Source organism: Paenibacillus sp. GD4 (assembly GCF_030846225.1).
In the GTDB taxonomy this organism is placed as follows: Bacteria; Bacillota; Bacilli; order Paenibacillales; family NBRC-103111; genus Paenibacillus_G; species Paenibacillus_G silviterrae.
Genome location: NZ_JAVCYK010000002.1, coordinates 1,984,612 through 1,999,439 on the forward strand (window position 1 = coordinate 1,984,612; position 14,828 = coordinate 1,999,439).

The following is a 14,828-nucleotide window of genomic DNA, read 5'->3' on the forward strand; positions in this document are numbered from 1 at the left end:
GTTGTGTAAAAACATGTCAGCCAGCACCTATATGATCTATCGTCTTCAAATCGATAAAGAACAAACCTCGCTCGGCGATATCGCCGCTGCGATCGAAAGGACAAGCGGGGACATCGTAGGGATCGACGTCATCTCGTCAGGCCGTTCAAGCACCGTCCGCGATATTACCGTGAATGTATCCGACCAGATGCACAGCGAGCAGATCGGCGAATCGCTTCAAAAGCTAAAAGGCGTGAAAATGATTAACGTCTCCGACCGTACGTTCCTTGTGCACTTGGGCGGGAAAATCGAGATCGCCTCCAAAATTCCGGTGAAAAACCGCGACGATTTGTCACGGGTCTACACCCCGGGTGTCGCCAAAGTGTGTACGGCGATTGCGGAGCAGCCGAGCAAAGCCTATTCGCTGACGATCAAGCGGAATACGATCGCCGTTGTATCCGACGGAACGGCCGTGCTCGGACTTGGCGACATCGGACCGCTCGCGGCCATGCCGGTAATGGAAGGCAAAGCCATGCTGTTCAAGGAATTCGCAGGCGTGGATGCTTTTCCGATATGCCTGGACACGAAGGACCCGGACGAAATCGTCCGCATGGTAAAGGCCATGGCCCCGGCCTTCGGAGGCATCAATCTGGAAGACATTTCGTCGCCTCGCTGCTTCGAAATCGAGGAGCGCTTGAAGCGGGAGCTCGATATTCCGGTGTTTCACGACGATCAACACGGAACGGCTGTCGTCCTACTGGCCGGTTTGTTGAATGCGCTCAAAATTACAGGCAAACAAATGTCTGATATTAAGGTTGTTGTGAACGGGATCGGCGCTGCGGGCATCGCTTGCTCCAAGATGCTGCTGGCCGCCGGCGTACGCAATTTGATCGGTGTGGACCGTGATGGCGCCATTCATCGGGAAGCGCATTACAACAATCCTCATTGGACGGAATTTGCCCGGATGACGAATCCGAATCTGGAAACCGGCAGCTTGTCCGAAGTGATCAGGAATGCGGATGTTTTTATCGGCGTGTCGGCTCCGAATATATTGAAGGTGGAGGACGTCCGGTCCATGGCGAAAGACCCGATCGTCTTTGCGATGGCGAACCCGATTCCGGAGATCGATCCGGAGCTGGCCAAGCCGTACGTTAGAGTCATGGCAACGGGAAGGTCCGACAAGCCCAATCAGATCAACAACGTGCTTTGCTTTCCGGGCATTTTCCGCGGCGCGTTGGATTGCCGGGCGAGCGAAATCAACGAAGCGATGAAGCTTGCGGCTGCGCAGGCGATCGCCTCCGTCGTAACCGATGAGGAATTAAACGAAACGTATATCATTCCGAGCGTGTTTAATCTGAAAGTAGTGGAAAAGGTGCGAGAAGCGGTGATTGAAGCGGCTTACCGTACCGGGGTTGCCCGAAAAATGCAGAGAGAATCCAATAAAGAGTAAGGGAACGCTGCTTCTTTTAACACGTTAGGCAGGGTGCTGCCTTAACGGACTGAGCGGACGTTATTTGGTATTATTTCTATTTTTTTGACATTTTAGGAGACGATAGGACCAATAAAGCAGTTAATGAATTCATACAGTTACACCTCTGATGAATTTATTGATAGGATACCCAATATAAAATAAAAACTCCGAAAAATGGAGGCTGTCCCAAAAGTCATAGTAATGACCTGGGATGGCCTTTTGTAAACAAAAAGAAACCGTTCCTTGGTAAAATGGAGGTACCACCATACATTCCCCCACCTACAGGGATACCGGTATTTGTCGCTGAAATTTCGGCAGGCTCAGGCAGATCTTATCTACGGTGTATCTGTTCTCCAGAGCAACTCCCCCGTAGGAGAGGTTGGGCAGTTCCGGTGCTCGGACCAGCTCCTGAACGACATCTGTCTTTGTATTTTAGGGCATCCTCTGCGCCGTGGCCGCGCCAGGTTTGGGAGGTCAACTACGTTACGGACGGACCTTTCCTTTGGGAAGATGGACAAGGAGGCTTGCTGATGTTCTGGTCCAGGCTTCCTGAGAATGCAACAGATGCCGATCGCGATGCGTTAAGGGAAGCTCTATATTTGGATCGTCCCTTCTACATCCAATACGCTGCATTTCTTTGGGGTGTCGTTCAGGGTAACTTTGGCAAATCCTATTACTACAGCCAAGAGGCTTTGCCTTTCGTGCTGGAGAGGCTTCCGGCAACGTTCGAGCTGGCGGCGGCATCACTCTCATCGCCGTTCTGATCGCGGTTCCATTCGGCGTATGGTCCGCTACCCACAAGAACAAATGGCTGGATGTCATCATTAGCGGCATTGCCGTATTGGGGAAAGCCATGCCTAACTTTTGGTTCGGCATTATGCTGATCATGCTTTTTTCCGTTCAGCTCCGCCTGCTGCCGGTTTCGGGTAGAGGCACAATGGAGCATCTGATGCTGCCGGCCGTAACGCTTGGCTTTGGCGTCGCCGCCCAAATTACCCGATTAATCCTATCGGCAATGCTTGAAATTTTATAGCAGGATTACATTCGAACCGCAAGAAGCAAGGGGCTCATCGAAACACTCGTCATTTACCGGCATGCCTTCCGTAATGCATTGATTCCCGTGGTGACCATCGTCGCCATGCAGGCCTCGACGCTGATCGGCGGCGCGGTAATCACCGAAACCGTGTTCCCCTGGCCCGGACTCGGCCAGCTGCTGGTCCAGGCGATCAGCCGCAAGGATATGGCGATCGTCCAAGCCTCCGTTTTTATTATTACGCTGGTCGTCATCCTTTCCAATTTGCTTGCGGACATCATATATAAATGGTTGGATCCGAGAATCAAGTACAAATAATAACGTAAGAAAGAGCGATTCATATGAAAACTATTAGTTTTCGACGCGGGATGTCGCTTTTGCTTCGTAGTAAAACGGGAACCCTCGGCATGATCATCGTGGCCACGCTGATCTTCATTGCTGTTTTCGCCCCTTGGCTCGCTCCATATGATCTGGCGAAGGTAAATCCGTCTGCCCTGTTGAAGCGGCCTTCGTGGGGTGACGGAGGAAGCAGCCAGTATCTTTTGGGAACGGATTGTTTCTCCGACGCTTCTGTTCAAGCAAGGCAAACCCTTCTTTACATTGGGCTCATCGGGGGGGAACCGGGTTCCGACCATACTCACACGCCTGTTGATTCGTTTCCTGCAGAACAAGCTCAGCCTTGAGGAAGTGGTTAGACTGCCCCGCTTTTACTTGGACGAGAGACTGATATTTCTGGAAGAAGATTTGGACATAAAGGAAAAGAACAAGCTTCTTCATCTCGGTTATCGTTTACAGCATCATCCCGTGCCGATTCGATATGGGGGCATTCATGGGATGGTTCTGGGGGAGCATGGTGCGATGTATGGTGTAGCAGACCCGCGCAGGAAAGGGAAATGCATCATCAAGCGAATGTAGATAAGCTGACAAATGACGGTGACCAGACTTAGGGGGGAATCGAGTGGAGCATTGCTCATTTTGCAAGCTATGCTGTTGGGTAACGGGTAACATCTCCCTGAATGAGGAGATCTGTGAGGAATGTCTTGATCTGCTGGAGTTTGGGTACTTGTCCTTTCCTACGTACCGTTTAAAGGAACAACATACAAATGATAGAGTGGAGAAGCCCGCATTAAAGGGAAGTACTTAATATATATTACGTCAATAACAAATATGTTAGGTCATATTAAAATATTTAATACACAATATATCTTATTTAGTATGTACAATTTAACGTTTATTATGTACAATATAAACGAATACCAAGATTATTCTGGTTAGGGGAGGGATCCTGTTGAGCCTAGGTATCGCAGTGAGTGGAATGGGAAGAATCGGGAGACTTGTCGTAAGACAGCTTTGTGACGTGAGTCGTAGGGGGTTCAAGCTGCTTGCGATCAATTGCATTTATCCCGTTGAAACCGTGGCGCACCTCTTGAAATATGACACGGTGCACGGCAGATGGGATGCTGACATTTCCGTGAACCATGGCATGCTGGTCATCAACGGACATAAAATTCATGTTACCTTCGAACGCGACCCGGCAAATATTTCATGGGGGAGCCTCGGTGTCCAGCTGGTTGTTGATGCAACAGGGAAATTTAATGATCGAGATAGAGCAGCTATGCATCTTTCATCAGGAGCATCTCATGTATTGATTACCGCACCAGGCAAGCATATGGATCTTACGGTAGTGATGGGTGTTAATGATCATCTGTATGATCCGCATAAGCATCGGCTGCTGTCGGCGGCCTCCTGCACAACCAATTGTCTTTCCCCGGTTCTGCATATTTTGGATCAGGCCTTTGGGGTTGAGAGCGGTTGGATGACGACAGTGCATTCCTATACTTCCGATCAGAAGCATTTAGATAATCCGCACAAGGATCTCCGCCGAGCCAGGGCATGCACGGAGTCGATCGTACCTACAACCACAGGGGTTGGCCATGCGCTTGCCGATGTACTTCCGCATCTTGCATCCCGCATCCAGGGTATCTCACTACGTGTTCCGACACAAGACGTTTCGCTAATTGATTTAACCGTGAAGGTGAGTCACAGCACTACGATTGAACAGGTCAAAGCTGTGCTCAAAGCGGCGTCTGAGGGCAGGGGCTCCCGTTATGTCGGGTATACAGATGAGCCTCTAGTATCGGCCGACTACATCGGCAGCTCCCAGTCGGCTGTGGTTGACGGACCGTCAGTGATGGTCATGGGGGATCAGATTAAGGTATTGGCTTGGTACGATAATGAATGGGCGTACGCGAGCCGGGTCTCCGACCTGGTTCAGCTCATGGCGGAAAGGATGGAGCAGGTATGGACAAAGACGCTGCTCGCGTAGAGCTTGGAGTGATTCTGTGCAAGTATTGTCACACCGTGATCGGCACCTTTGATGCGGAAAAAGTAACTACGTACTATTCGGACTGCCAAGAGCAAGATTGCTATGAGGTGCGGCTCAAAAGGGAGGCAGACGCACAATGTTAAATTCTCCGGAGGGTATAATTGGCATGAAGGGCGGAGGGAATCTGCAATTAAAGGCAGGCATCACTCATTATAATTTACCTGTTTCGCAATTACTCGAGCGAGCACTGGAACGTAAGGAAGGCGTTCTAACCGGGAATGGTGCTCTGCAGGTGTTTACCGGTAAATATACCGGCCGGTCCCCAAAGGATAAGTTCATTGTCGATGAGTCTTCTGTGAGAGATCGCATCGACTGGGGGGCCGTTAATCAGCCGATAAGTCAGAGGAAGTTCGACAGGCTGTTTCAGAAGGTACAAGATTACATGGTGGAGAAGGAATTGTTCGTCTTTGACGGCTTCGCAGGCGCCGACACGGAATATAGGCTTCCCATCCGGATCGTCAGTGAGTATGCATGGCATAGTCTGTTCGTTAAGCAGCTATTTATTCGTCCTTCCCAGGAGGAGCTGCTGAAACACAAAGCCGAGTTTACAGTCATAGTCCTGCCGGGCTTGCGAGCGGATCCTACACTGGACGGCACACGGTCGGAAACCTTTATTTGTATATCCTTTGAGAGAAAAACCGTACTCATCGGGGGGACGGAGTATGCGGGAGAAATCAAAAAGTCGATTTTCAGCGTGCTGAATTACCTGTTGCCGCTGAAAGGCGTGTTGCCAATGCATTGCTCTGCAAATATAGGCGATCAGGGCGAAGTGGCCCTCTTCTTTGGTCTATCTGGAACAGGGAAGACTACGCTCTCTGCAGATCCGACTCGTCGCCTCATCGGAGATGATGAGCATGGATGGACGGATCGCGGCATTTACAATTTCGAAGGAGGGTGTTACGCGAAGTGTGCAGGCCTGTCTCAAGATAAAGAACCCCAAATATGGCAGGCGATCCGCTACGGAGCAGTGCTTGAGAATGTCATTATAGACCCTGTGTCGGGAATGGTCGAATTCGGAGATACGTCCATTACAGAAAACACGCGCGCTGCTTATTCACTGGAGTCCGTTTCGCAAGCGGTGATCCCTAGCACGGCAAAGCATCCTAGCGTCATTGTTTTTCTGACAGCGGACGCCTTCGGTGTGCTTCCTCCGATCTCGAAGCTAACGAAGGAGCAGGCGTTGTATCACTTCCTATCTGGTTACACCTCAAAGCTTGCAGGTACGGAGAGAGGGGTCACCGAGCCAGAAGCCACCTTTTCCGCCTGCTTCGGTGCGCCGTTTCTTCCATTGCGGGCTTTGGATTATGCACACTTGCTCGGACAGAGGATCGACGAGCATCAATCCCGGGTGTACTTGGTGAATACCGGTTGGACCGGCGGTCCCTACGGAGTTGGACGCCGAATGGATTTATCGTTTACTAGAGCGATGATTGCCGCAGCATTAAACGGCTCGCTTGAGCAGGTGAGTTATACGATGGATCCGATCTTTGGACTTCATTGCCCCGCTGCCGTACCAGGTGTTCCAAGCGAGGTATTGCAGCCCCGTAATACGTGGGAAGATCAAGCGGCGTATACAGCGTCTGCGAGAAAATTAGCTGACCGGTTTATCCAGAATTTTAAAAAATTCGCCAACGTCGGCGATGCGGTTGTCATGGCCGGACCGCTTCAGGATAAATCCTAGCTACGGGGGACTTACGAGATGGAAACGACGTTGATCATAATAAAGCCGGATGGGATCCGAGGACTCGCAAGAGGGAAAAGAGGAAGCCGAGTCTCGCGTGTATAGACGAAGGACACGGTGCCTTGAGCTCGGAACAACAGTGAAGAATCCTCCGGCGTAAGGGGATCGGCATGGTATAAAAGAGGATGCAGTGAACTGGGGAACCCTCCTTCATTATTGGACTAGTAGCTATATCTATGATGATATATTTGTTGTTCGAATGGTTAGGTGAAATTACTGAAAAGCAATTAAACAAAGTGTTGCCGTCTTTGTACTCTGTTTTACCGAAATTCTGCATATGGATTTTTGGATTTTCTGTTTATTTATCTGTTCTTGTCCTGTTCCTAGTTGGGTTTATCAAGACCTATCCAAGCCATCAGGTTACAATGACGATTGTAAGTGCCCAATCAAATCTATTCACCCAATTTGGGGTAGTTGTCCTTTCAATCATCATTGAGGGCAAAAGTCTCCACATCATTTTTATTGGTTATGAATCTGCTCAGTAGGGCTTGAAAACAAGCTTATTTCTTACTGGTACCAATGAGTTTAGTTTTCTATTTACTTTACATTTTTCTGTTACGTTAAATGGAATCGAATCAGCATCTCGCTATTAAGTAATATTACTTATATTCTTTGAATTTTGAAGGCCATGGGACAAATTGTCACCTGGCTTTTTTTGCCGTTATCGCACTTTTCAGAAAATGTCGCAGGATAAGACGTTAGATGGAACAACTTTCTTTTACTTTATGTAGGAACATTTGTGTCGTCAGATTTCCGGCAATCATTATTGCCTTTATTTGTTGAAGCAGACGGGATCCTGAGAAATAATGGTTGACAGCTCTAATTGATAACGATTATCATTATTAACAGGAAAAATAATCCGGTAAGGGGGCAGTAAGGAAATGACATTCCGACTGCATACGGAACAATTGGACATTGCCTATGAGGAGCGTCTCATTGTCCGGCAATTAAATCTGTCGATACCCGATGGGAAAATTACGGCTTTAGTAGGAGCCAACGGGTCCGGGAAATCGACCATTCTAAAAACGCTGGCCCGCATTATGAAGCCAAAGGCCGGCAGCGTCATTCTTGACGAGCAATCCATTCATCGCCAATCCACGAAGGAGGTAGCCAAGCAGCTTGCCATTCTCCCGCAGAATCCTACCGCTCCGGAAGGGCTTACCGTGAGCGAGCTGGTGTCTTACGGCAGGTTCCCCCATCAGAAGGGTTTCGGCCAGTTAGGTGCGGAGGATAAAAGAATGATCGAGTGGGCTATCGATGCCACAGGCATGTCGGCGTTTCGGGAGCGCCCGGTGGATCAGCTCTCCGGAGGACAGCGGCAGAGAGCTTGGATCGCCATGGCTTTAGCGCAGGGAACCGATATTTTGTTCCTGGATGAGCCCACCACCTATCTCGATATGGCTCACCAATTGGAGGTTCTGATGCTGCTGGAGGAGCTGAACGCCGCTTCTCAGCGAACGATTATTATGGTCGTGCATGACTTGAATCACGCTTCCCGGTATGCTCATCATATGGTAGCGATTAAACACGGCAAGGTTATCAGCGAAGGGAGCCCTCTTGATGTGATGACCCCGGAAATGCTTCAAGATGTTTTCGCAATAAAAGCCGATATCATTGCCGATCCTCGAACGGGCGTCCCGTTATGCTTGCCGTACGAGCTCGTTTCCTCAACCAAGTCGGCAACGGTTCCCGTGCAGCAAGAATCGAAGCAAGAACCCGCGCTAGTAGGAGTATAATAAATCATTTGTAAGGGGATTGAACATGAAGAGGCAAGCTTGGATTTATCTTTTTTTATCTCTGTTTATCGTATTGGCGGGCTGCGGTAAGTCCGTGGATACTAACGCTAAAGGAGGCGCTGCACCGGCTGACCCGGCGAAAGCCGGTAATCAAGAAGTGCGTACGGTCAAGCACGAGCTGGGAGAAACGAAGCTGCAGGGAGTACCGAAGCGGATTGTCGCTCTGGAGTTCTCCTTTGTGGACGCTCTCGCAACCTTCGGCGTATCCCCTGTAGGGGTGGCGGATGACGGAGATGCGAACAACATTATTGAACCGATCAAGCAAAAAATCCAAAAATATACCTCATTAGGCTCAAGATACGAGGTGAATTTCGAGCTGATTGCTTCCGTTAAGCCTGATCTTATCATTGCAGATGTCAGCCGGCACAAAGAGGTGTACGGCAAGCTGGAGCAAATCGCTCCTACGATTGAGCTAAAGAGTTTAGGCTCGGATTACAATGAGAATATGGCATCCTTTCACGCGATTGCCGACGCTTTAGGGATGAAGGCTGAGGCTGAGAAAAGGCTTAAAGAGCACCAGGCTGCGCTGGAACAGCTGAAGAAGCAAATTCCTGCCGGGGAAAAGCGAACTGTACTGCCTGCGGTAGTCACCGCAGCCGGATTTTTTGCCCACACGTCGAAGGCTTATGCCGGATCGGTATTAGAGCAGCTCGGGCTGAAGGATGCTATCCAAAGCAACGATGCCTATCCGAAAATTACGCTGGAGCAGCTTGTTTCCGCGAACCCTGAGGTTTTGTTCCTGATGGTGAATGCAGGAGAGAAGACGGTGCTGGACGAGTGGAAGAAGAATCCGTTGTGGTCTCAGATTCCAGCTGTAAAGAATGGACAGATATATGAGGTAGACAGGAAAATGTGGTCTCTTTCCAGAGGTTTAATCTCTGCCGAGACCATTGGCGGCAATGCCATTCAACTGCTATACGGACAGAAGAAATAGGGGGAAGCGGGAGAGGACTCCCGCTTTTCGCTTGTCTTGGGGGAAAGCGATTCATGAGCACTGTGACAATACATAAGCATGAACACAGCGGTTTGAAGCATTTTGTTATTTGGTTAGCCATAAGCTGCATCTTGGGCGCTATTGGCTTTGCAGCCAGCATCAAGCTGGGCTCTTCCCACATCCGATGGGAGGATCTTTGGTATGGTCTCATAGGAGCTCAAGAAACGAAGGAGCAACTGATCGTCCGAACCCTTAGGCTGCCGAGAGCTCTCGTAGCCGTCATGGTTGGATCGAGTCTAGCCGTTGCGGGTGTGATTATGCAGGCGGTTACACGGAATCCGCTGGCTTCTCCGCAGATTTTCGGAGTTAACTCCGGTGCCGCCTTGGTCGTGGTTGCTTCTATCGTTTTTATCCCTTCGCTCACGCCTTCCCAGCTGGTTATTTCCGCCTTTCTGGGGGCTGCGCTAGGCGGATGGCTTGTGTACACCATGGCATCCGGCGGCGGGAAATTTACACCTGTGAAGCTCGCGCTGGCCGGAATGACCGTCAGTATGCTGCTCTCAGCGGTGACGGAGGGCCTTATCGTATTACATGACCAGAAAACACAAAATATTTTATTCTGGATGGCTGGAGCCGTCGACGGCAGCGATTGGAACGACGTTTTCCTCATGCTTCCTTGGTGGCTGATAGGGATATTGGGGGCACTAATACTTTCCGGGTCTTGGAATGTGTTGAATATGGGAGATGACGTGGCCCAAGGCTTGGGCCTGCATATCCGCTATGTTCGTTCAGCAGCAGGAATCTTAGTTATTGTATTAGCCGGGGTCTCGGTTGCGGTTGCGGGTCCCATCGGCTTTGTCGGCTTGGTCGTTCCCCATATCGTACGTGCCTTGGTTGGAACGGAGCACCGCTTTGTCATCCCTTTATCTGCATTGCTAGGGGCGTCTTTGCTGCTCTACGCCGATATAGGGTCTCGTTTTATTTCGTACCCGTTCGAAGCTCCTGTAGGGATTGTGACCGCAGCGGTCGGTGCCCCCTTCTTTCTTTACTTGGTTCGCAGAGGGAGGCGAGCGGAATGAAACGTACGCTGGTCATAGCCGGAGGGCTTCTGCTTATGCTTGTTGTTTGTTGGATAAGCGCAGGAGTGGGCGCGGTATCCATCCCGATGTCCGGGATCGCCCAGGTCCTGCTCGGGGGCGGGGAAGAACAGCATCAATTCATCTTGATGGAATACCGCTTACCAAGAATTGTTCTATCGGTCCTCATCGGATCGGGCTTGGCAGTGGCGGGCGTCCTTCTCCAGGGTATCATCCGTAATCCGCTTGCCTCTCCCGACGTGATTGGTCTCACCAAGGGTGCGGGCCTGGCGGCGGTTCTCTTCATTGTGCTTCTTCCGAAGTCTCCGCCGGGAGTACTGCCCTTCGTCGCTTTCTTGGGCGCCGGGTTGGCCGGAGCCATCCTGTTCATCTTATCGGCGGGCATCCGCATGGGACCTTCCGGTTTGGCGCTTTCCGGGATAGGGATCAGCGCGCTGTTTACGGCAGGGATCCAATACGTTACCGTCAAACACGCCGTTGATGCGAATACCGCCTTATTATGGCTGGCCGGTAGTCTTTGGGGGAGAGGCTGGGAGCATGTGCTTTTACTTTTTCCTTGGATCGTGATCGTTACGCTCATTGCGCTCTATTACGCTAAACAACTGGATCTCCTAAGCCTAGGTCAGCAAACAGCCGGCTCCTTGGGGGTTGCGGTCGGCCGTGTTCAGACGGTCGTACTGCTGCTGGCCGTTCTGGTGACAGGGGCATGTGTGGCTGTTTCGGGCTCGATCGGGTTCGTAGGGCTCATAGCCCCGCATATGGCAAGGAGGCTGGCAGGGCCCAAACACTTTGGACTTCTTCTCATGGCGGGCTATTTGGGTGCTATGCTCGTTCTGTTAAGCGACCTATTGGGCCGGTGGATTATCGTACCGAAGGAAATCCCTGTCGGCATTGTATGCGCAGTTCTTGGAGCTCCGTACTTCTTGTGGCTGCTGAGAAAAGAATCGAAAGGCTAAAAGGAACGTGAAAAGGCCATACTGATCTCAGGGAGGTGAGATCAGTATGGCTAAAGACGTATTATGCGAAGTCAATTCCTGCAAGTATTGGGCTGCAGGCAATCAGTGCAACGCTTCCTCTATCTATGTAGTAAGCCACAGAGGCAAGAAGGCTGCCCATTCAGAGGAAACGGATTGCAAGACGTTTGAACCGAAACTGTAAAGAGGGGAGGGGGCAGCGACGACTGCCTCCTTTTCTTTTACCTTCCTAGTATATCCCTAATTGATAATGATTATCACTATTGAGACGATAAAATGTGATTATTTTTTTGCCGTCGGTCGCATCAGCCATAAAAAGTAGAAGGCTCCGATGACCGAAACCACAAGACCGGAGGGAATTTCTTTAGGTGCGAACACGGTTCTTCCTACAAGATCGGCTAAGGCAAGTAATATGGCTCCCAGCAAAGCGCTGACTACAAGCAGCTTGCGATGCTGATGACCGACCAGCAGACGCGCCGCATGCGGGGCCAAAAGACCGACGAAGCCGACGGTTCCCACCGTAGAGACGGCTGCAGCGGCAAGGGCCACGCCCATCAGTGCAAGCCATAGCCGGCTTCGGGTAATCGGGAGACCTACTCCGGCTGCCGAATCGTCCCCCAGCGCAAGAATATCAAGCCTGCGCGCTTGCAGCCAAGCGATCGGCAGCAGCAAGAGCGGCCATGGCAGAAGCCGGAGAAGATCGCTCCAGCCGCGTGCGTAGGTGCTGCCTGCAATCCAAGCCAGCGCGACGGCGGCCCTCAGCTCCGCTTTAATCACAAGCAATTGGATGGCGGCCGATCCCATGGCGGAAACAGCGAGTCCGATCAGCGCTAGCATGGCGGGCTGCAGACCGCCCTTGGCAGCGAAGAGGAAGACAACGGCGGCACAGGCTACAGCTCCCGCAAAGGCGGCAAGCGGCAGCCAGTAGATCGGAAGGTCCGGCCATAATAGCAGCGATAGCAGACCGCCGATTCCTGCACCGGAGGTGATCCCGATCAGGGATGGGTCTGCTAACGGATTGCGAACAACCCCCTGCAGTAGAAGGCCGCTGACGGCCAGCGCGGCACCGGCGACAGCCGCTACCAGCATCCTTGGGAGCCTCAGGTTTAGAATGATGTTGTGATGCAGATCGGAGCCGCTGCCTATGAGCAGCTGCCAGAGCTCATTTGTATGAATGCGAAGCCCTCCCAGCATCAGGCCTGCTGCCATAAGCAATCCCAGCAGGATGACAATAGCGAGCACCAGCATGGAATAGGGAAGCTTCATCGTACGGGTACGCTCCCCCATGGAGATGGCACCCGCAGAACGCAAGCTTCCCCGACCGGCTCTCAGCGCCAGCCAAATGAGCCACGGGCCACCCAGCAGGGCTGTAATAGCACCCGCAGGCATTTCGTAGAGGGTGAAATAGACCATTCTGGAAAGGGTATCCGCTCCTACGAGCAGGGCGGCACCCCAGATTGCTGCCGTCGGCAGCAGCAGGATATGCTTCCGGAGCCCGATCAGCCGCATGAGATGGGGGGCAATCAGGCCGATAAAGCCAATCGGTCCCACAACGCTGACGGTAACAGCTGCCAGCACCACAGCGACGGCCAGCATGGCAAGCCGGTTATTACGAACACGGATGCCGAGAGCTTCCGCTACTTCCTCATCCAGCGATAATACATCGAGTCTGCGGGCGAAGAAAAGGGCTGCTGCAATACCAAGCGCAGTCCAAGGCAGTGCATAGTAAACGCCGTCCCAGCCGTTCTGAATGAGGGAGCCTGCGCCCCAAAGAAAAAGCTTGGAGGCTTCATTTTCATAAATGAGCTGGAAAGCTGCCGTCACACCGGCTAGTGACATCGTGACGGCCATGCCTGCCAAGGCTAGCCGGATCGGCGAACTGCGTAACCCACCGGAAAGGGCGAATACGAGCACGGCTGCAGCGATGCCGCCCAGCAGGGCGGCAGGCAGCGAACCGCCCCATAGCAAGGCAGGAAAAAAGATTGTCATGATCGTGACGGTTAAATAAGCTCCGGAGCTGATGCCAAGTGTTCCGGCAGATGCCAACGGGTTGCGGGTAACCGTTTGGAGCAGCACCCCCGCTACAGCCAAGGCTGCCCCCGCAATAGCACCGATGACCGCACGCGGCATCCGCAATGATCGCACAATGTGGTGCGCAGACTCGTCCGCCGGTTGAAATACGGCTTGAAAGACTGTACGGATCGTAAGCTCAGCCTGACCTTGCGTGATATGTACCGTTAGCAGGACGGCGAGCAGAAGGACTCCCATGAGTCCGATGCCAACGGCCCGCAGCACAAGGGACGGAAGGACGGTAACTGTGGTGACAGTTCCGTCCTGAAGAATTGTATTTCTCATTTGGCAAGCAAGGTAGTTACTTGATCTACAAATACTTGTGCGGATATCGGTCCGCCAAACAGCCATGTTGCGCCGCCAAGGGAATAGGTCCGGTTCTCCTTCACAAAGTCAAGACCTTTCCATACCGGATTATCCTTGAGCTGTTTAGTGAAAATATTATCCTCTTCGGTAACAACATAGAAGAAGTTAGCTTTTTGAACCGCCGGCAGCGCCTCAACGTTCGTCGTAGCAAACCCGTATGCTTCGAATTTGGACGACTTATACGCGTTTTTCAAACCGATTTTGCCCATAATCTGCGAAGCCATGGAATTTTCGGTAAAGGCGCGAATCGTGGGTACGTCCTTCGAGCTGAAGCCTTGAACAAGAACAAATTCCGTTCCGTTTTTGCCCGCTTTTTTCAGCTTCTCCCCTGCTTGAGCATAGCTGTCGTTCAGCTTCTTCAATACATCCTGTGCTGCGGTTTTCTTGTCTACGGCATCAGCGATCGTCAGGAAGGTTTCCTCCATCTCCTGGTACTGATTCGGTCCATTCTCGGGTGGATAGGGCTCGAACATAATTGTCGGAGCAATTCCTTTCAGCTTATCGTAGATGGCTTTATGCCGGAAGCTTACGCCGATGATCAAATCAGGCTTAATAGCGGCAATGGTTTCCAGGTTAGGCTCCTGCCGTGTCCCTACATCGACTACACTGGCTTCCAGAGCAGGCTTTACGTTAACGGACTTTTTGTAGCCTGCAATATCCGCTACACCGGCGGGCTGAATCCCTAGAGCAAGTAAATCCTCCGCATACACCCACTCAAGAGCGACAATCTTCTTCGGTGCAGCCTCCAAATCCGTTGTCCCTAGAACGTGCTTAATGGTGCGTTTGGAGGCCTGTGATTCCTTCTGCGTCGCTGCGGAATCAGCGGGCTTTGAGGCGGAATTTGCGGGAGCGGCGCTATTGCCGCAGCCTGCGATCAGCAGCACAATTGCAATCAATAAGGCAATCGGCTTGAAATGAAAACGTAACATCTGTACTTGGACCTCCCAATATGTAAATGATAATGACTCTCAGTCAAGGAAA

General features: G+C 51.6%; 13 protein-coding genes and 2 pseudogenes. 13 read left to right on the forward strand and 2 right to left on the reverse strand.

Going from position 1 to position 14,828, the window contains the following annotated elements:
• The first annotated feature begins 13 nt into the window (after positions 1-13).
• The 13 genes and pseudogenes from RAC89_RS31390 (at position 14) to RAC89_RS31445 (ending at position 11,595) form a co-directional block, all read left to right on the forward strand.
• On the forward strand, positions 14-1,429 hold the full coding sequence (locus RAC89_RS31390; protein WP_306617672.1) for an NAD-dependent malic enzyme: 1,416 nt from the start codon (positions 14-16) through the stop codon (positions 1,427-1,429).
• 566 nt (positions 1,430-1,995) lie between these two features.
• Positions 1,996-2,801: pseudogene (locus tag RAC89_RS31395) on the forward strand (ABC transporter permease); the annotation flags it as partial.
• A 50-nt stretch (positions 2,802-2,851) separates the two neighbouring features.
• A pseudogene (locus RAC89_RS31835) lies at positions 2,852-2,977 on the forward strand (ABC transporter permease); the annotation flags it as partial.
• Positions 2,978-2,999: 22 nt separating this feature from the next.
• A complete protein-coding gene (locus RAC89_RS31400; RefSeq protein ID WP_306617674.1) occupies positions 3,000-3,398 on the forward strand; it encodes a gamma-glutamyltransferase in 399 nt (132 codons plus the stop codon).
• 373 nt (positions 3,399-3,771) lie between these two features.
• Entirely contained in the window at positions 3,772-4,809 is a 1,038-nt protein-coding gene (gap, locus tag RAC89_RS31405; protein WP_306617676.1) for a type I glyceraldehyde-3-phosphate dehydrogenase, read from the forward strand.
• Positions 4,785-4,952: a GapA-binding peptide SR1P gene (locus RAC89_RS31410; protein ID WP_306617679.1), complete on the forward strand. Its 168-nt coding sequence runs from the start codon at positions 4,785-4,787 to the stop codon at positions 4,950-4,952. Before gap ends, RAC89_RS31410 begins: the two co-directional genes overlap by 25 nt.
• Positions 4,946-6,550, forward strand: a complete 1,605-nt coding sequence (gene pckA, locus RAC89_RS31415) for a phosphoenolpyruvate carboxykinase (ATP) (protein ID WP_373430101.1) — start codon at positions 4,946-4,948, stop codon at positions 6,548-6,550. Before RAC89_RS31410 ends, pckA begins: the two co-directional genes overlap by 7 nt.
• 236 nt (positions 6,551-6,786) lie before the next feature.
• Positions 6,787-7,095 carry a hypothetical protein gene (locus RAC89_RS31420; RefSeq protein ID WP_306617681.1) on the forward strand — a complete coding sequence of 103 codons (309 nt, stop codon included), beginning with the start codon at positions 6,787-6,789 and terminating at the stop codon, positions 7,093-7,095.
• Positions 7,096-7,491: 396 nt separating this feature from the next.
• On the forward strand, positions 7,492-8,346 hold the full coding sequence (locus tag RAC89_RS31425; RefSeq protein WP_306617683.1) for an ABC transporter ATP-binding protein: 855 nt from the start codon (positions 7,492-7,494) through the stop codon (positions 8,344-8,346).
• Positions 8,347-8,371: 25 nt separating this feature from the next.
• Positions 8,372-9,340 carry an ABC transporter substrate-binding protein gene (locus RAC89_RS31430; protein ID WP_306617685.1) on the forward strand — a complete coding sequence of 323 codons (969 nt, stop codon included), beginning with the start codon at positions 8,372-8,374 and terminating at the stop codon, positions 9,338-9,340.
• Positions 9,341-9,393: 53 nt separating this feature from the next.
• Positions 9,394-10,419, forward strand: coding sequence for a FecCD family ABC transporter permease (locus tag RAC89_RS31435; protein WP_306617687.1), 1,026 nt, complete (start codon positions 9,394-9,396; stop codon positions 10,417-10,419).
• Positions 10,416-11,393 (forward strand): FecCD family ABC transporter permease, encoded by a 978-nt coding sequence (locus RAC89_RS31440; RefSeq protein ID WP_306617689.1) that lies wholly within the window; start codon positions 10,416-10,418, stop codon positions 11,391-11,393. The genes RAC89_RS31435 and RAC89_RS31440 overlap by 4 nt, the downstream gene beginning before the upstream one ends.
• A gap of 46 nt (positions 11,394-11,439) precedes the next feature.
• Positions 11,440-11,595 (forward strand): DUF1540 domain-containing protein, encoded by a 156-nt coding sequence (locus RAC89_RS31445; RefSeq protein WP_284645317.1) that lies wholly within the window; start codon positions 11,440-11,442, stop codon positions 11,593-11,595.
• A gap of 98 nt (positions 11,596-11,693) precedes the next feature.
• Here the strand turns inward: RAC89_RS31445 and RAC89_RS31450 are convergent, their stop codons facing one another.
• Together RAC89_RS31450 and RAC89_RS31455 are read right to left on the reverse strand one after the other, a co-directional pair.
• Complete coding sequence (locus tag RAC89_RS31450) at positions 11,694-13,766, reverse strand: iron ABC transporter permease (RefSeq protein ID WP_306617692.1); 2,073 nt, start codon at positions 13,764-13,766, stop codon at positions 11,694-11,696.
• Positions 13,763-14,776, reverse strand: coding sequence for an ABC transporter substrate-binding protein (locus RAC89_RS31455; protein ID WP_306617694.1), 1,014 nt, complete (start codon positions 14,774-14,776; stop codon positions 13,763-13,765). Before RAC89_RS31455 ends, RAC89_RS31450 begins: the two co-directional genes overlap by 4 nt.
• Positions 14,777-14,828: the final 52 nt, after the last annotated feature.